Source organism: Coleofasciculus sp. G3-WIS-01, assembly GCF_040223135.1.
Taxonomy (GTDB): domain Bacteria; phylum Cyanobacteriota; class Cyanobacteriia; order Cyanobacteriales; family Coleofasciculaceae; genus Coleofasciculus.
The window spans coordinates 1-16,784 of the sequence record NZ_JAVJZI010000201.1; the positions used below are offsets into that span (position 1 = coordinate 1).

The 16,784-nt window shown below is 44.4% G+C and carries 20 protein-coding genes; 6 read left to right on the plus strand and 14 right to left on the minus strand.

Annotated elements, in window-relative coordinates:
* Nucleotides 1–170 precede the first annotated feature (170 nt).
* The 5 genes from RIM23_RS20805 to RIM23_RS20825 all read right to left on the minus strand — a co-directional run bounded on the left by RIM23_RS20805 (nt 171) and on the right by RIM23_RS20825 (nt 3,373).
* Nucleotides 171–938: an anti-sigma factor gene (locus tag RIM23_RS20805; protein ID WP_446368998.1), complete on the minus strand. Its 768-nt coding sequence runs from the start codon at nt 936–938 to the stop codon at nt 171–173.
* Entirely contained in the window at nt 932–1,495 is a 564-nt protein-coding gene (locus RIM23_RS20810) for a sigma-70 family RNA polymerase sigma factor (RefSeq protein WP_446369016.1), read from the minus strand. Before RIM23_RS20810 ends, RIM23_RS20805 begins: the two co-directional genes overlap by 7 nt.
* 138 nt (nt 1,496–1,633) lie before the next feature.
* On the minus strand, nt 1,634–1,864 hold the full coding sequence (gene nrtS, locus RIM23_RS20815; RefSeq protein WP_446368999.1) for a nitrate/nitrite transporter NrtS: 231 nt from the start codon (nt 1,862–1,864) through the stop codon (nt 1,634–1,636).
* 68 nt (nt 1,865–1,932) lie between these two features.
* Nucleotides 1,933–2,784 carry a cytochrome c biogenesis CcdA family protein gene (locus tag RIM23_RS20820; protein ID WP_446369000.1) on the minus strand — a complete coding sequence of 284 codons (852 nt, stop codon included), beginning with the start codon at nt 2,782–2,784 and terminating at the stop codon, nt 1,933–1,935.
* Nucleotides 2,785–2,803: 19 nt separating this feature from the next.
* On the minus strand, nt 2,804–3,373 hold the full coding sequence (locus RIM23_RS20825; RefSeq protein ID WP_446369001.1) for a TlpA family protein disulfide reductase: 570 nt from the start codon (nt 3,371–3,373) through the stop codon (nt 2,804–2,806).
* Nucleotides 3,374–3,723: 350 nt separating this feature from the next.
* Between RIM23_RS20825 and RIM23_RS20830 the strand changes: the two genes are divergently transcribed.
* From RIM23_RS20830 to RIM23_RS20850, 5 genes are all read left to right on the plus strand, one after another.
* Complete coding sequence (locus tag RIM23_RS20830; RefSeq protein ID WP_446369002.1) at nt 3,724–4,449, plus strand: TVP38/TMEM64 family protein; 726 nt, start codon at nt 3,724–3,726, stop codon at nt 4,447–4,449.
* Nucleotides 4,450–4,455: 6 nt separating this feature from the next.
* The gene (locus RIM23_RS20835) at nt 4,456–5,298 is read left to right on the plus strand and encodes a TVP38/TMEM64 family protein (protein WP_446369003.1); all 843 of its coding nucleotides are present in this window, start codon (nt 4,456–4,458) and stop codon (nt 5,296–5,298) included.
* Nucleotides 5,299–5,436: 138 nt separating this feature from the next.
* Nucleotides 5,437–5,625 (plus strand): hypothetical protein, encoded by a 189-nt coding sequence (locus tag RIM23_RS20840; protein ID WP_446369004.1) that lies wholly within the window; start codon nt 5,437–5,439, stop codon nt 5,623–5,625.
* An 18-nt stretch (nt 5,626–5,643) separates the two neighbouring features.
* Nucleotides 5,644–7,191, plus strand: a complete 1,548-nt coding sequence (locus tag RIM23_RS20845) for a mercuric reductase (protein WP_446369005.1) — start codon at nt 5,644–5,646, stop codon at nt 7,189–7,191.
* A 74-nt stretch (nt 7,192–7,265) separates the two neighbouring features.
* The gene (locus RIM23_RS20850) at nt 7,266–7,667 is read left to right on the plus strand and encodes a hypothetical protein (protein WP_446369017.1); all 402 of its coding nucleotides are present in this window, start codon (nt 7,266–7,268) and stop codon (nt 7,665–7,667) included.
* 489 nt (nt 7,668–8,156) lie between these two features.
* On the opposite strand, the gene RIM23_RS20855 is transcribed toward RIM23_RS20850, so the two are convergent.
* The 9 genes from RIM23_RS20855 to RIM23_RS20895 form a co-directional block, all read right to left on the minus strand.
* Complete coding sequence (locus tag RIM23_RS20855) at nt 8,157–8,945, minus strand: Crp/Fnr family transcriptional regulator (RefSeq protein ID WP_446369006.1); 789 nt, start codon at nt 8,943–8,945, stop codon at nt 8,157–8,159.
* Between the two features lie 177 nt (nt 8,946–9,122).
* On the minus strand, nt 9,123–9,560 hold the full coding sequence (locus tag RIM23_RS20860) for an FHA domain-containing protein (protein WP_446369007.1): 438 nt from the start codon (nt 9,558–9,560) through the stop codon (nt 9,123–9,125).
* Nucleotides 9,561–10,156: 596 nt separating this feature from the next.
* Nucleotides 10,157–10,741 carry a DUF1634 domain-containing protein gene (locus RIM23_RS20865; protein WP_446369008.1) on the minus strand — a complete coding sequence of 195 codons (585 nt, stop codon included), beginning with the start codon at nt 10,739–10,741 and terminating at the stop codon, nt 10,157–10,159.
* 1 nt (nt 10,742) lies between these two features.
* Nucleotides 10,743–11,579, minus strand: coding sequence for a sulfite exporter TauE/SafE family protein (locus RIM23_RS20870; RefSeq protein WP_446369009.1), 837 nt, complete (start codon nt 11,577–11,579; stop codon nt 10,743–10,745).
* 278 nt (nt 11,580–11,857) lie between these two features.
* Nucleotides 11,858–12,889 carry a sulfate/molybdate ABC transporter ATP-binding protein gene (locus tag RIM23_RS20875; RefSeq protein WP_446369010.1) on the minus strand — a complete coding sequence of 344 codons (1,032 nt, stop codon included), beginning with the start codon at nt 12,887–12,889 and terminating at the stop codon, nt 11,858–11,860.
* A gap of 155 nt (nt 12,890–13,044) precedes the next feature.
* Nucleotides 13,045–13,941 carry a sulfate ABC transporter permease subunit CysW gene (gene cysW / locus RIM23_RS20880; protein ID WP_446369011.1) on the minus strand — a complete coding sequence of 299 codons (897 nt, stop codon included), beginning with the start codon at nt 13,939–13,941 and terminating at the stop codon, nt 13,045–13,047.
* Nucleotides 13,931–14,785: a sulfate ABC transporter permease subunit CysT gene (gene cysT / locus RIM23_RS20885; protein WP_446369012.1), complete on the minus strand. Its 855-nt coding sequence runs from the start codon at nt 14,783–14,785 to the stop codon at nt 13,931–13,933. The genes cysW and cysT overlap by 11 nt, the downstream gene beginning before the upstream one ends.
* Nucleotides 14,778–14,984 (minus strand): hypothetical protein, encoded by a 207-nt coding sequence (locus RIM23_RS20890; protein WP_446369013.1) that lies wholly within the window; start codon nt 14,982–14,984, stop codon nt 14,778–14,780. Before RIM23_RS20890 ends, cysT begins: the two co-directional genes overlap by 8 nt.
* Nucleotides 14,985–15,005: 21 nt before the next feature.
* Nucleotides 15,006–16,070 carry a sulfate ABC transporter substrate-binding protein gene (locus tag RIM23_RS20895; RefSeq protein ID WP_446369014.1) on the minus strand — a complete coding sequence of 355 codons (1,065 nt, stop codon included), beginning with the start codon at nt 16,068–16,070 and terminating at the stop codon, nt 15,006–15,008.
* Between the two features lie 487 nt (nt 16,071–16,557).
* Between RIM23_RS20895 and RIM23_RS20900 the strand changes: the two genes are divergently transcribed.
* On the plus strand, nt 16,558–16,784 hold a 227-nt coding region (locus RIM23_RS20900), incomplete at its 3' end, for a helix-turn-helix domain-containing protein (protein WP_446369015.1).

Here is a 16,784-nt window from a genome sequence, read left to right on the forward strand (position 1 = left end):
ATGAACAATGGATAATGACCTCTCCTTAAAAGAAGAGGATTGAAATTAAGGAAAATCTTTTTTAATTTCTTCGTAAACGAAGAGGTCTTAGACCCAATTAATCAATTGTCAATTATCAATTATTAATTATCCATTGATAAGCTTATTTTTTGTTTGTCCAAAGTCGCAAATTAAAGTGACATACCCCCGCCTCCGGTCATTACTGTTTCTCCAGTGGGCTGCGAGAATCTTTGTGATGGTTCAACAGTCACTACAATTGAAGAGTTGCCTGACATGACATTATCTAACGGGATTTCTACGAATACTTTTCCTTGAGGGTCAGGCTTAAATTCACCACAGTAGATTTTTTCCCCGTCAGCAACCGCCCACAATCGATAAATTTGCCCATTGGGTAGGGGCTCTAGATTTTGGAGCGTTAATACGGCAACTTCAGCGCTTGGCACAACCACCATACTTCCAGAGGCTTGAGGGATTGCATTCGTTCCTTTGAGGGATACCAAGCGGTTACTCGGCTGACGAAGTAACGCGATCGCTTCTTTATAGTGCGATAGTTCAGCACGAGCAGCAATTACCTCTTGATGTAGGCGATAGCTATATATACTGAGTCCAACTATAACAGAAGCCGCCACACTTCCAGCAACACCAAGCCAAGTGTTTGGTCTTGGGCGAACTCGCTTTGATACTTTTGCTGTTAAACTCGTATCGCTATCTCTAGCCGCTTGCAAAATCTGAGAACCTAAACTTGCAGGGGGTGAAGTTTCCGGTAAGCTTAAGGGAAGCAGTGCCAAAGTTTTCTGCAAGCGGCTCACTTCAGTAGCTAATTCGGGATTAGATTCCAATAACTGATTAACCGAAGCCACTTCTTCTGGAGTTAAATCCCCAAGGACGTAGCTAGCTAACAGTTCGTTTAATTCTTCGGAGTCTCGAAAGTCTAACATCGCTGTTCTACTAAATCTTGCAATAGTTGTCTGAGTTTTAACAAGCCCTTGCGCTTGTAGGTTTTTACGGTTCCTATCGGCATATTCAAATCTTGGGCAATTTCTGATTGACTTAAGCCGTCGTAGTAAGCCATCTCCAGAACTTGCCGATGATTGGAAGGCAGTTTAGAGAGTGCCTCGCGGACGCGGCTCGACATTTCTTCCAAAGAAGCCTTATCCATCAACGTACTCCAACTTTCAGGCGGAAGGCTGCGAGTCCATCGTTGAAGACGCTGCCACTGGGCTTGCATCTGACGGTGGCGGTCAATTGCTTTTGAGCGGGTTAAAGTCAATAGAAAAACCAGCATAGAACCTCGCTTTGAGTCATAATTACCTCTACGCCTGAGGGCGAGAAAGACTTCTTGGGTTAGGTCTTCAGCTTCTTGTTGGTTGCCTAACATCCGCATAGCGGTGCGGTAAACAACCTCTCCATAGCGTTCGTAAAGGATACCCAAGGCTAACAGGTTCCCCGATCGCAACGCTTGAAATACCTCGGCATCCGTTTGGTTGGATAGCATCATTTAAAATCATTGGTCTTGACATAAAATTCAAAGCATGGTACTCGCTTGCGTCATCGACTGCCATTTTTGCTCGATTCAAACCTCAAACCTATTGAGCTTGAATTTTGACTGAACCTGTGAGGGCGAATAGGTCTGTCAGCGCTTCCTTGTACGACTGATATATTGACCGTGAATGTTAACGGCGTAAGGAACTAGGTAGGTCAAACTGCCGGAAATCCATCGTTCTCGATTCATCTGACCTTTGACTAGCACTGACCCGTGATTAATTGCAAACAAAATAGAACCAACCACCACAGAAACCTTTAATGCTGTCGGCATCAACTCTTTATCAAAAAGACACAAACAAAATTCCCTTACAAGTTTCATCTCCCAACTCGATGTATCAGTAATAAGCCTTTTGGCATTTGCCTTATGCCTTCTACCTTCTGCCTTTTTTAGGCTCCCAAGAACCATTGAGTGCCAGTAAACAGGTAGTACGCTCCAGTTAAAATCAGAGCCACACTGCCAAAGTGAATAATTGCCTCCGAATGTTTCAATAACTGCTTGCTTTGTTTTGCCAGTCCGGTAAACAAACTCGCCAGGAAAATCAGCATGGTGTAACCCAAAGCGTAGCTAACCATCGTCAGTGTGCCTAAGAGTTGAGAGCCACTAGCCGCCGCTGCCGCTAGCACCGCAAATAGCACCGGACTAGCACAGGGAGAACTGACTAGAGCAAAGGTCAACCCCACCCCATAAGGTCCAGCTTGGGGGAGATTCACATCCATCTGCGGTAAGGGTAACTTAACTACCCCCATCAACCACAAACCCATCACAGCCATAATCACTCCCACGACTACATTGATATAGCCTCGGTACTCCACCATGACTGCTCCAGCAAAAGAGGAGACTAAGCCAAACAGACTTAAAATTGTTACAGCCCCCAAAACAAATAAGCCAGCCTTGGTAAAAGCATCCCAACGGGATTTAATGTTCAACGTGCCGATATAACTGAGGTTGACGGGCAACATCGCCAGAATGCACGGAGATACACTGGCAAGCAATCCACCAATAAATGCCAAGGGCAATAGCACTAGGGGATTAGCAGTATCTTGCTGGTCAAACCACTGCTGATAGCGGTTTTCCACAAGGGATATCGCCCGTTCGATTGGATGGCTGATGACGGGTCCTAGGGTGATAACCAGCACTAAGGAGAGCAATCCTAATCCCCCATAAATCAACCATTTTTTTGAAACTTTAAAACGTCGAGAATCCTTGTGATCAGATGATGACTGAGGTATTTGTGTCATGACATTCTCCTTACCTCAGCTAATTTTTGGCTAGAGCCGTGTCGAGGATTTTGGTGTAGTCATCCTGATTGGGATTATTTTTGAACATCGCTAAAATGTTGCCAGTCGCTGGGTCAACAATTGCCACGGTGCTAGTTTTACTCTTAGTATCTTCTAGGAATTTTCCCAGACCTAATTTTTCCGCCTTGGCTTGTGTTTCTTCGAGTGTGGCTTTATCCGTTACGTCTAGCACGACAAAGTTAACGCGATCGCTGTATTCCTGTTTCAATTGGGTCATAGTGGGCGCAATATTCTTGCAGCCAGCACACCAAGTCGCAAACACATCCACTACCACGGGTTTACCCTGAAGTTCTGTAGCTAGGGGATTTCCTACCGATTGAGCTTTAGCAGCACAAGGATTGGCTTTGGATGCACAAGGATTCTCTTTGGCGGCACAAGGATTGGCTTTGGATGCACAGGGATCAACTTGGTTAGTAGTACCCGTGTCCGGAGTTTTAGTCTTAGCCGCGCAAGGGTTAGAGCAAGCAGCAACAAGTCCCAGACTCAGCATTGAAGCAACAGCAAGTGTAGCCAGATACTTAACTCTCATAGAATCCTCATCAGTACGACGGTTCATAGGGGATACGAAGCTGAAGCTAAAAAGGATTTACTGAATTTTTCTATGTGCAACCGAGCCTCCCGGATGCTGGGCAAAAAATGTAGCATTTTATACAAAAAAAATATAAAGAAAGGCTGAAAACCTTAATATGACTAGATTATCAGCTTGCGTTATCACCACAAGTACGGAAGAGCCATCTAGTTGGTAAATCCGTTTTGACTTCAGCTTCGTATCCTTTCAAGAACATCCACATAAATGGTCGCTTGGATTTGAAGTAAAGAAAATTGGAAGAGTGACGGGAGTGTTTCAAAAAATGCTCATTAATCAGTGAGGGAAGTCCAATGAATCAACTGAGCAAATGCCGCTTTAATTCTCAGCTAAAATTTATACTAATCAGTGGCTTAGTTATCATCCTGCTTGTGGCTACCCAATACTTCAACATTCGAGGACTTTTGCAAGGCTCATTACTTTGGGTTGAAAGTCTTGGTGTCTTAGCGCCGATTGTGTTTATCGTCATCTACAACTTAGCAACGGTGCTGTTTATCCCCGGTTCTCTCTTGACACTAAAAGGAGGTTGCTTGTTTGGCGTAGTTTGGGGTTCAATCTATGTCACAATTGCAGCAACGTTTGGAGCTATCTGTGCTTTCCTGATTGGACGCTATCTTTCTCGTGATTGGGTTTGCCGAAAGATTGAAACTAATCCCAAATTCAAAGTGATTAATCAAGCGGTGAAGCAAGAAGGATGGAAAATTGTCCTGCTGACTCGCCTTTCTCCCATATTCCCCTTCAACCTGCTTAATTACGCTTTTGGTGTTACCCAAGTTTCCCTCAGAGATTATATTTTGGGTTCCATTGGTATGATTCCCGCCACTGTGGTGTACGTTTACATCGGTTCTCTGGCTACTGATTTAGCCACACTCAATCTGTCTAATCAACCCTCCACAAAAGAAACTCAAATCGCCCAGTGGGTAATTCGAGGCATTGGATTAATCGCTACAGTTGCCGTCACTGTCTATATAACTCACCTTGCCAAAAAAGCGTTAGACAAAAACGTTTTACCGGAATAAATTCCCATGCTAGTACCAGAAATCGCTAATTTAACCATTCCGCGATACCCCAAGAAAACCATGACTAATACCCATGCGAGAAACTCAAAAAAGCGGTTGAGATGGGTTTTCTTAACACTGTTTGTAGCTGGCTTCGCCCTGGCAATTTCGGCGGCACCAGTTTTAGCACAGGAATCAGCCAATGGCGGAGGGTTCAATCCTCAAGCATGGTTGCGAAATGCCTTGCAGTGGATTGATAACCTAGGTGCAGTGGGTGCGATCGCATTTATCTTACTCTACATCATCGCCACCGTCGCATTTTTACCAGGTTCCATCCTTACTTTAGGAGCAGGCGTTGTCTTTGGTGTTGTATTAGGCTCATTCTACGTCTTCATCGGTGCAACCCTAGGCGCTACTGCCGCTTTCCTGGTTGGGCGCTATGTAGCACGGGGTTGGGTTGCCAAGAAAATTGAAGGGAACAAAAAATTTCGGGCGATTGACGAAGCCGTGGGCAGAGAAGGACTTAAAATTGTTCTATTAACCCGACTCTCTCCCATATTTCCCTTCAATTTATTGAACTACGCCTATGGCATTACGGGAGTCTCTCTCAAAGACTACGTTATCGGTTCTGTGGGTATGATTCCCGGAACAATTATGTATGTTTACATCGGTTCTTTAGCGGGTAGTCTAGCCACAATTGGTACTGAAGCTCAACCCGCCAACCCCACAGTGCAATGGGCGATTCGGATTATTGGTTTTATCGCTACCGTTGCTGTCACCCTTTATGTGACTAAAGTGGCGCGTAAGGCTTTAGAAGAGGAAGTTTTAGATCCTGAAGACAATCAAACTAAGCCCGTCAATCCGAATTAGCCAATAAACCAAGTCAGACTTGAATCTGAATGATGGAGTCATCAAGATGTTAGACATCCATGATAATAATAATCACGGCAATGGATAAAAATTCCAACCGACTGACTCCTTAATCCTATTTGAAAAACAGAGGTAAGTATGATGACAACTGAAACAGAGACAATGACAGCTAAATTAATGACAGGAACTCCAGTTCCCGAACTTGAAGTAAAAACTCTGGATGGCAAGCTTTGGAAACTTTCTGAGCAGAAGCCCCAAAAGTTGACAGGAAAAAGGATTACCCCATACGAGGAACCGAATAAATTAATCGATTTCAACAATTATTAGTTTTTGAAGGAGCCAATAATGTCAAGTTCAGCTTTTCAAAGAGTCAACGTTTTACCGATGGATGAATATAACAAAAAACTGGTGTCTTATGTTCATCCACCTGATTGGGTTAATCCTAAACCTGCCGATTGTTATGATTTAGTTGTGATTGGTGCTGGCACAGCGGGATTAGTTGTAGCAGCAGGTGCAGCGGGTTTAGATGTAGGTTTAAAAGTCGCCTTGGTGGAAAAGCATTTGATGGGCGGGGATTGTTTGAATGTCGGTTGTGTCCCTTCTAAGTGCATTATTCGCTCCTCTCGTGTAATTGCTGAGATGAAGGATGCTGGAGCTTTCGGCGTTCATCCTCCAGAAAAGATAGAGGTAAATTTTTCGGCAGTCATGGAACGGATGCGGAAGCTTCGAGCGGGAATTAGCCATCACGATTCTGCTCAACGGTTCCAAAAAATTGGCATTGATGTTTTCTTAGGAGAAGGTCATTTTTTACGGAATAACAGGATTGAAGTTGGCGATAATATTCTACGATATAAAAAAGCTGTTATTGCGACGGGAGCTAGAGCGGTACGTCCCTCAATTGAAGGGATTGAAGAAGCAGTATTTTTAACGAATGAAACGGTTTTTTCACTGACTCAATGTCCCGAACGCCTCGCTGTCATTGGAGGCGGACCCATTGGGTGTGAATTAGCTCAAGCTTTTCATCGTTTGGGGTGTAAGGTAATTCTTTTCCATCGAGGCTCTCACCTGTTGAATAAAGAGGATGCTGATGCCGCAGAAATTGTGCAGAATGTTTTGATTCAAGAAGGGATTCAGTTGGTGCTGAGTTCGCAGATGGAGCGCGTGGTTAAAACGGCTGAAGGTAAAACGCTTTATTATACCTCTGGCAACGGCAAAAAACAGTCAGTTACGGTTGATGAAATATTAGTCGGTGCAGGACGTGCGCCGAATGTTGAAGGTCTAAATTTAGACGCAGTTGGGGTAGAATACGATCGCAAAGGGGTGACGGTGAATGATTACCTGCAAACCACGAACCCCAAAATTTATGCGGCTGGCGACATCTGCATGAAATGGAAGTTTACCCATGCCGCCGATGCCGCTGCACGAATTGTGATTAAGAATACTCTGTTTTCTCCGTTTGGCTTAGGACGTTCCCAACTCAGCAGCTTAGTCATGCCTTGGGTAACCTATACTGACCCAGAAATTGCCCATCTGGGAATGTACGAACATGAGGCTCAGGAAAAGGGGATTGAGGTCAATACGATCAAGATTCCGTTTAGTAGTGTAGACCGCGCGATCGCAGATGGTGAAGAAGATGGATTTGTTAAGATTCATCACCAGAAAGGTTCCGATACAATTTTGGGAGCAACGATTGTCGCTCGTCATGCAGGTGAGATGATTAGTGAAGTGACTACAGCGATTGTGAATAAGGTGGGTTTGAGTGGGTTATCGAGTGTAATTCATCCCTATCCAACTCAAGCTGAAGGCATTAAGAAAGCAGCGGATGCTTATCGCCGCACCTTATTGACACCAACATCTAAAAAAATCTTGGGATTGCTCACCAAGTTGTCTTAACGCTTCTTAGCTAACTTTGATGACTCTAAAAGCGAAATTTCACCGTTTAGGTTTAAGGAGTTGAAAGCATTTTGATGAATAGCGATCGCAGAATTCCCGTTGTATTACTCTTGCTGCGAATGAGTGTGTTTCTGGTCATGCTGATGTGGACTTTAGATAAATTTGTGAACCCTGACCATGCCGCCGCAATTTTCCAGAATTTTTATTTGATTGGTGGATTGAGTAATGTGCCAATTTACATCATTGGGGGGATTCAGCTTATCATTATTCTGGGATTTGTAGCAGGTTTTCAAAAGCGGTGGACTTATTTGCTAGTGCTATTTTTCCATTCTGTTTCCACCTTCTCATCCTTTCGGCAATATTTCGCCCCCTTTGAAAATTTGCTATTTTTCGCGGCTTGGCCCATGCTTGCGGTTTGCTTTGCCCTTTACTATCTCAGAGATTTAGATATCATCTGGACATTTGATAAAAATTAACCATCTAAATTTAGGAGATTAATAATTACAATTTACCCCCAATCAGCGACCACCCCGGCTAAAGGTGGCGTGGTGAGGAATCCCCCGCGCTCTTTAGCCGGGGGAGGATGTCAATCAGATATCCTAATCCCAAAATGGTGGATTAGTATTGTAGGGGCGCACGGTGTGCGCCCAATTTCACCGTCAAATCTATTCCACAATTTTAGCTGTGTCAGTCCACTAAGATCTAGAGTAAATCCTTTTTGGTTTTAGCTTCGTATCTCTGTATAGAACTCCCAAATGGATGGTCTAATACCCAGCCGGGAGCATGTCAGGGACAGCACAAAATGTTCTCGTAGGTTGGGTAGAGCGTAAGCGTTACCCAACAGGCTAACGATGGCGTTGGGTTTCGTTCCAAGGGCTCAACCTACTTGCGGTGACATGCTCCCGTCGCTCATCGCTCGAAATCTGGGGCGCAAGTTGATTTTTGAGTGAACATGATATAGTCGCTCACTTTAGGGGCCACCAGGATACTTTATCCCTAGTCGCACTGTACACTTCTTTTAACCCTTCTGGATCAGCAACGCGCACGATATCGCTAGAGGTATCCTTGGCGGTTGGGGAGGCTAATAATCCAACTTGTTGCATTCCCTTGAGTACCTGTTCTACGGTACGATGGTTCAGTTGACTGGCATGAGCAATCACATCAACCGGCAGATCAAATACATAGACCCCATTCGCATCCGGTTGATTCCCTAGCGATCGCTCCTGATACACCAAGGCTCGCAACAGCGCCGCAACAGCTTGAGGGGGATAGGTGCTGCAATTGAGTAAATGGTACTGAAACTTCTCCCGCAACTCAAACAGCAAATCGTAGCGATCGCGAAATGTCTGGTTTTCTTTATAAATGGACTCAATCACGTCCAAGGGAATCTGGAATACATCTGTAGTTTTATAGGCTTCCACCAAACTCGGAAAGGATCTCGACACCTGTCCATAGCTAAATGGCAAGTTTCTCATCCCAAAACAACCACCGGGATAACTAATGGATATCACCCGATCTAACGGCGTACTGCGAGTAATCACTGGTCCGCCATTGACAATTACATACAGGAAATCCAAGGAAACGCCGGGACGAAAGGCGGTATAGACGGGACGACTAGAGTAAAGCTTTTCTCCCTTGAGATCTAAGGTTTTCAGATAATCACCCAACCAGTCGGCGTCTAATTCCTTAAATAGGTAAGTACTCTGGAGTCGTGTTGTCAAGTCAGATTTAGGCGGTTTGGCTGCTTTTGCCATCTCTTAATCCGGGCTGCACATATATTACCAGCTTACCCAGCCTGCTCTTAAAATAGAAATTGATTGAAATTCATTTGAAATTCATTTGGCATCTCATCCCTAGTTCTCACGTAGAGGCGACCCGCTTCCACAAATGAACAACGGGAGTCCGCTTAACTCGGGTCGCCCTATCTATGCTCAACTTCCGCTGAACATGGTACGTAATCGTCCCGGAAGATTGCGGTGGTCTGAATCTTGATGGCGAAGCAGCTTTAACAAGGGTTCTGGTACATTGGTACTGAGATTAATCTGCAATTGGGGACCCGAAAGGGCGAGTTGAATAATAATCTCATCGGGAATTTCCAATTCCGTAATCGGTTGACCATTCTTGTACGTCCCATTGTTGCCAAAATTAATCAGTTTCCATCGGTTCCCCACACACCGCAGTTCTAGATGGTAACGCGAGACAACCGAACTCCGTAGCACAATATGGTTATCCGCACAGCGCCCAATTTTAATAATCGGTTGATCTGTAAAGTGCCATTGTTGAATTGGTACAGTATAAGACGGTGATCGCAGTGATACCGTAATAACATTGGGAGCAAGATTTGCCCCAGACAAAGATTTATGATTCAATTGATGCACCCCTAAAAATCAAAACTTGATAGTTAGTTTAATAATGACATGCCCAAGAGGGATCGCAAAGAGGGATCTTAAAGTTGGATCGTATAGTGCGATTCACTTCCAGGACATTGCTTTTCGGGTAAACGTGACGAGAAGTCCCAGATATTCCGTGACTTCCTCTGATCTCCCGCTAAGAAAGAGAGTTTTACCGACAGAGTACGCGATCGCAATAGCGATATTGCTGTTGGTTATCACCTGAAATAGGCTTAATCCACAATTGAGCTAGGAGGCTCACTATCACTAATTCGATAGCTGATATCTTCAGTTTACAGAATCTGACCGAGTTTTTCACACCGTATTATTACAAAGCCAGTCCAAACGCCATTGGAGTGAATTCCCCGATGCTAAAATACCCGTCCAATAATCAAAATCGAAGGAAAAATTTCTCCGCAATTGTAACAAAAGCTACCAAATCATCCCTGACTAAGCAGAATGTCGCTATCCTTAGACGCCAGGAAATAAATGATCCTATCGGCTTGCTTCCCTCCCCTCCCAGGGGAGATCTAGGGAGGGGGTCTGACCCCCCAGTTAAATAAATTTCATATAAATTAGTAATACGCGCCGACAAAGCTGTAAATCAACCCAAACAGAACCAGCCACGTCAAAACAGTATACGTCCAATCTCGCTGTCGGATAAACATCATGCAGGAAAAAGCAACTCGGAGAATCGGAGTAGCAATGAGAACCAGTAACCCCAATTGAATAATACCCCGACGGCGACCGGACAACACCCCTTGGATGACACCAACAGGCGAGCGAAATTCAGCAGGTTCTCCTTGAAACATCCGGTAATTCACCGGTTCAAATCCGTGGCGAATTAAATAAAGAATTCCCCCCACCAAAACGAGACTGCTTGACAAAATTACGCCATAGTTCAGCAGATTACCAATCCACTGTTCAAGTTGTAGCGGATTAGCGGATTCCGTAGCCGATTCTTGATCATTAACCTGAAAATCACGGGATAAATCCGTTATCTCATATCCGTCTAAACCGTGATCATTTCCGGCGACATCGCCACATTCCTCGTTTCCTGAAACTCCTTTACCCTCTGGCTTCTGTCTCACCTTTAGTTCACAGGTAGAATTCGCGATCGCAGGTTCGGGTTTCAGCAACTTGAAATTAACTCGATTCATTTTATCCCACCCCGATAAAACTCTGGTAGATCATCTTAAACGCCATCACTAAAAGTACCAGACTAAAGACGATTCTCAAAATCTCTGTCTTGGCGCCGATAAGAACATTTGCCCCCAATAAAGCACCCGGTAATACCCCCAATATTACAGGCATTGTCAATCCAGGGTCAATGTAACCTCGTGTTAAATAAACCCCGGCTGACGCCGCCGCCGTTACCCCAATCATAAAATTGCTGGTAGTGGTAGAAACTTTAAAGGGTAAACCCATGACTTGATCCATGGCTAGCACTTTAAACGCTCCCGAACCAATACCCAGTAACCCCGATAATACGCCCGCAACCATCATCACACCAAAACCCATGGGAATAGAATTAGCGTGATACATCATCAATCCATCAGGGGTGGGATACGTTCCATTAAGTTTCAGATAAGTAGCCAGGGAATTAGGGGATTCAGGGGTGTCCGGCTTGGGTTGATTTTGCCAGGAAAAGTAGGCAGAATAAATCAGTGCGATCGCTAACACCAATGTCAAGGCTTTAACCGATACATAAGCGGCAATCAAGGCACCCATAATAGCACCCATTGTGGTGGCGACTTCCAGAAACATGCCAATTCGCAAATTAGCATATCCTTTTTTTAAATAAGAAGAAGCTGCACCGCAAGACGTGGCAATTACTGACACCAAAGACGCACCCACCGCATATCGAATATCCACCCCAAATACGGACACCAAAAAGGGAACAATAACTACACCACCCCCTAAGCCAGTAATTGCGCCTAAAAAACCAGCCGTGAATGAGCCAGCCCAAACCAGTACCGAAAATTCTAGGATATTCATAGGTTATCAATGGATAATTAATAATTGATAATTGACAATTGATTAATTGGGACTAAGACCTCTTCGTTTACGAATAAATTTAAAAAGATTTTCCTTGATTTCAATCCTCTTCTTTTAAGGAGAGGTCATTATCTATTGTTCATTATCCATTGTCAATTTGTGAATTGGTGGTTGTTCCAGACGTAGCATCCTACGTCTGGAACACAATAGGTTATCAGGTAGCAAATGTTGCAATTTTGGCGTTTAACTGGATTATGAAATAGGTATTAGAGTTTTTTTCAAGACGCTTGATAAATCATCGAAGTCAACGCTGGAAACGCCTTCACATCCTTGGGTTTAACAAACACCTGCTGACCGGGCTTTAGATTAAGTGTCTTAAATTCTTCGCGACTCAAATGTGCCACAATCGTTTGTTCATCCATAAAGGCTAACTCAACCTGAATTTCCCAGCCCAAATGAATAACCCGTTTGACGATAGCCGATGACGTAACTCCATTAGCCGAGGTTTGCACCTGAATATCATGGGGACGAACAAACATCTGAGTTTTTATCGCCGTCATATCATTATTTCGGAAAAGATGGGCGGTACTCGGTAGCACATTCACTGGACCAATAAAACTCATCACAAACGCATTAGCTGGATGGTCATAAATTTGGTCAGGGGTGCCAATTTGCTCAATTCTTCCTTGATTCATTACCACAATTTCATCCGCTACTTCCATGGCTTCTTCTTGATCATGGGTAACAAAAATACTCGTTACATGAACCTCTTCATGTAACCGCCGCAACCAAGCCCGAAGTTCTTTCCGCACCTTAGCATCTAAAGCACCAAAAGGTTCATCTAAAAGCAGTACCTGCGGCTGTACCGCCAAAGCCCGCGCCAATGCGACTCGCTGGCGTTGACCCCCCGACAATTGAGACGGATAGCGATCGCCTAATCCTTGCAACTGGACTAACTCTAATAATTCCTCAACCCGTTGCTTGACAAATCGTCGGGGACGCTTCCGAATTTCTAGACCAAAGGCAATATTTTGGCGAATGGTTAAATGTTTAAATAAGGCATAATGCTGGAACACAAAACCAATATTACGCCGACTGACATCTAAATGGGTTGTATCCTGACCATTAATTACAATTGACCCACTATCCGGAGGTTCCAATCCGGCGATCGCCCGTAACAGTGTAGATTTCCCGGAACCCGATGGACCTAATAGTGCCACCAAACTCCCTTCTTTTACCGTCAAATTAACTCGATCCAAGGCGACAAAATTACCAAACTGCTTAGAAACCTGTTCAACAATGATGCTCATAATAACTCCTGGAAATAAGTTTTGATTCTTTGCTTCGTTCAAGGAAATAATTTTGGCGGTGTAGGGGCGGGTTTCACTACTATCCTTTCTTACCTCACCCTGATGTAACTAAACCCGCCCTGACTAACTGAGAAAACCATTTGACTAATGACCCATTAATGATGAACCGGACGGCTTGTATTGCGCTCTAAAATCTCCTTGACAATCAGCGTCACAAATCCTAAAAGTGCCAAAATTGCCGCTGCACCAAAGGCGGCTTGTGTCTGATAATTTTTATAGGCTTGCTCCACAAAAATAGGTAACGTTTGAGTCCGACCTAAAATGCCACCAGAAACTACAGCAACCGCGCCAAATTCCCCCATCGCCCTAGCATTAGTTAGCAAAATACCATAGAGTAAACCCCAGCGAATATTTGGTAAAGTGACGCGCCAGAAAATTTGCCAGTCATTCGCCCCCAAGATACGCGCCGCTTCTTCTTGATCTGAACCCATATCTTCTAGAACCGGGATGACTTCCCGCGCCACAAACGGTAACGTAATAAAAATTGTCGCCATTGCCATTCCAGGTATGGCAAAAAGAACGTTGATGTCTAAACTATTGAGTAGTGGCGCAAACCAGCCATTTCGTCCATAAAGTAAGACAATCATTAAACCCGCAACAACTGGAGAAATGGCAAAGGGTAAGTCAAGAATACTAATCAGTAAAGCACGTCCACGAAACTGATTACGGGCAATTACCCAAGCCGCACAGAGTCCAAAGACCGTATTTAAAGGTAACGCGATCGCAGCCATAATCACAGTCATGCGGACAGCGTGTAAGAATTCCCGACTCCCCATCGCGGCGAACAATTCACTAATCCCTTGATGAAAGGCTTCATAGAACACAGCTAAGGCGGGAATGAATAAAACAAGGAACAGATATCCTAACGCGATCGCGATTAACAATTGTGTTTGGGGGTGGGTTTTACGATTCTCATTTTTTGTCACCTTGATGTTACTAAAATTCCCCACATTTTCCTTAATGAAGACGCGAGAAAAAAAATTACGCAGCATAACGACGCCCCCATTGTTGTAGTCCGTTAATCACCAGCAGTAGAAGTAATGAACCGACAAGTAAAACGGTACCAATTACAGTAGCTCCCGCATAGTCGTATTGTTCTAACCGTTGAAACACAAGTACCGGCGCAATTAAATCTTGGAAAGGAATACTCGATGAAACAATCACCACAGAACCATATTCTCCAACCGCCCGCGAAAAACCCAGCGCTACCCCCGTCAGAATGGGTGGAACTAGGGGGGGAAGTAAGACTCTGAAAAAGGTTTGATAGCTAGATGCACCCAAAGACCAAGCCGCTTCTTCGATTTCTTTTTCCATCTCTTGCAAAACGGGTTGTAAAGTTCTGACAATAAACGGCAGCGAGATAAATACCATTGCCACAAATACACCCAAGCGAGTGAAGGCAATTTTGATGCCAAAGGGAGCAAATAATTGTCCAATCCAACCTTTATCACTGTAAACCGTAGCTAACACTAATCCAGCTACTGAAGTAGGGAGCGCAAAAGGTAAATCTACCGCCGCATCAACGAGTTTTTTACCGGGGAAATCATGGCGGACTAAAACCCAAGCCACGAGAGTTCCCATCACACCATTTATCAGGGCGGCGAGGAGAGCGGTAACGAAGGTAACATTGTAAGCTGAGCGAGCCACGTCAGAAGTGGCAATCCGCCAAAACTCTGATACTCCTAGGCTTAGGGATTTGCTCATCAATGCCGCGATCGGCAGTAATAAAACTAGACTTAGGTAAACGAAAGTGATCGTCCAGGGTATAGAAATGGTGGCAACCTTATTCCGCCCCCAGGTGGTTAAAGATTGAAAATAATCTGCTGAATTAGTCATGGGAGGTTGAAGATTTATGATATTTCTCCAGGTAAGAAATGGGAACAACAATGAACCACAACAGAGGAGCTAATGCGATAACTAGCCAAGATAAACGTAATTCCTCAGTCGATAAGTCAGTTTCTTGCTGAAACGCTTTCAAGTAAACGGCAAAACAGTAGAGGGCGACAGAACTGTAAAATCCTAGGAAAATAATCATGATAGTTTCAATACTCCTTGATTACCGAGCGAGTTTTGCTTGCATTTTGTCGAAGGCGGCACCATCTTCAAAAAACTTGGCTTGAATTTGCTCCCAGCCGCCCAAATCTTTCGCCGTGAACAAGTTTTCCACGGTGGGATATTTACTGGCAAACTCTTGAGCAACAGTTTCATCTACAGGACGGAAACCGATTTTAGCAAATTCTCGCTGTGCTTCTGGAGTAAATAGAAATTTAACAAAGGCTTCGGCGATTTCGCGAGTCCCATGTTCATCGACATTGGCATCAACAACAGCGACGGGATTATCGATGGAAATGTTATAGTCAGTGGGAATAATAAAGGGGTGATTATCTCCCTGTTCCCTGGCGAGAAGGACTTCGTTTTCATAATTAATTAATACATTACCCTGACCTTGTTTAAAGAACACATCACTGGCTTCGCGAGCGTCTTTTGGCAAAACGGGGACATTTTTATAGACGCTTTCGACAAAGGTTTCGGCGTCCTTGTCGTTACCCCCAGCTTGGGTAATCACTCCCCATAGCAGCATATAATTCCATCTAGCTCCCCCAGAGGTTTTGGGATTGGCGGTGATGATTTTGACGCCATCTTTCGTCAAATCAGACCATTGCGTCACGTTTACTTTCTCATCCCGTGTGACCAGAGCCGCCACGGATGTATGAACGATGGAATCGTTAGGAAATTCTTGTTCCCAACCCGGTTCAATGAGTCCGGCTTTTTCAATCTTTTGCGTATCCAAAGCTAGAGCTAAGGCGACAACATCAGCTTCTAAGCCATCAATGATGGCGCGAGTTTGGGAGCCTGATCCGCCATAACTTTGGTCAAAGGTGACGGTTTGACCAGTCTTGGCTTTCCACTGTTCGACAAACTGGGGAATGATTTGTTCATAGGCTTTCTGGGTTACCGCATAAGAGACTAGGGTTAACTTGACGGGACTGTCGGCGTCAGCGGTGTTACTGGGGGGATTGGAACAAGCTGCGATCGCGCTACTCATGGCTACCCCTGCTAGCACTAGAGCCATGAACCGTTGACGCGATCGCCAGAGGTGCTGAGTGGATTGGGTTCTCATAATGTACAACTCCGATAACGAATCCGTAATTTTTGCTTTAATTCGCCTGCAACTCGATTTTAGTTGAATTTTAAAACATTTGCAATACATTCCTGATTTAATTTTGCTGTAATCAGCGGTGAAAACCCTAATTGATACCCTTTTCACAAGCATTGGCAACAGGCGCAACACCAAGATAGGGTGTCGCGATCGCGAAACCTCACCCCCCTGTGGCTATCTCTGCGGCGGTGTGCTAGTCATTCCCATCACTTAGTGTGGTATTTTGTTATAAAAAGTAGTTTTTTAGGCTATATCGCACTACTTGCCCGTTTATCTTACCAGGGGGTTTGGGGGAGTTGTCAGACCCACGCTGTAATTTTATTCAGCGTTGGGATACACAACTCCCCCAAGTTAATTTAGGTGGATCGATGTCACCTAAATTAACATTTAACGGTGTTGCGTTAGCCTGTAAATCTTGTATAATCAGTTTATTTACCAATAAACACCGATGCTGACACTTAACTATCGCTACCGCATCTATCCAGACGCCAATCAACAGGAAATCCTGCTTGATTGGATGGAGATTTGCCGGAAAGCGTACAACTACGCTCTTAGGCAAATCAAAGATTGGTGCAATAGTAGAAAGTGTATAATCGATAGATGCTCTATCGAAAAAGAGTACATCATCCCGGCTGATGCTCTGTTCCCCAACGAAACCAGTCAGCTTAATAAGTT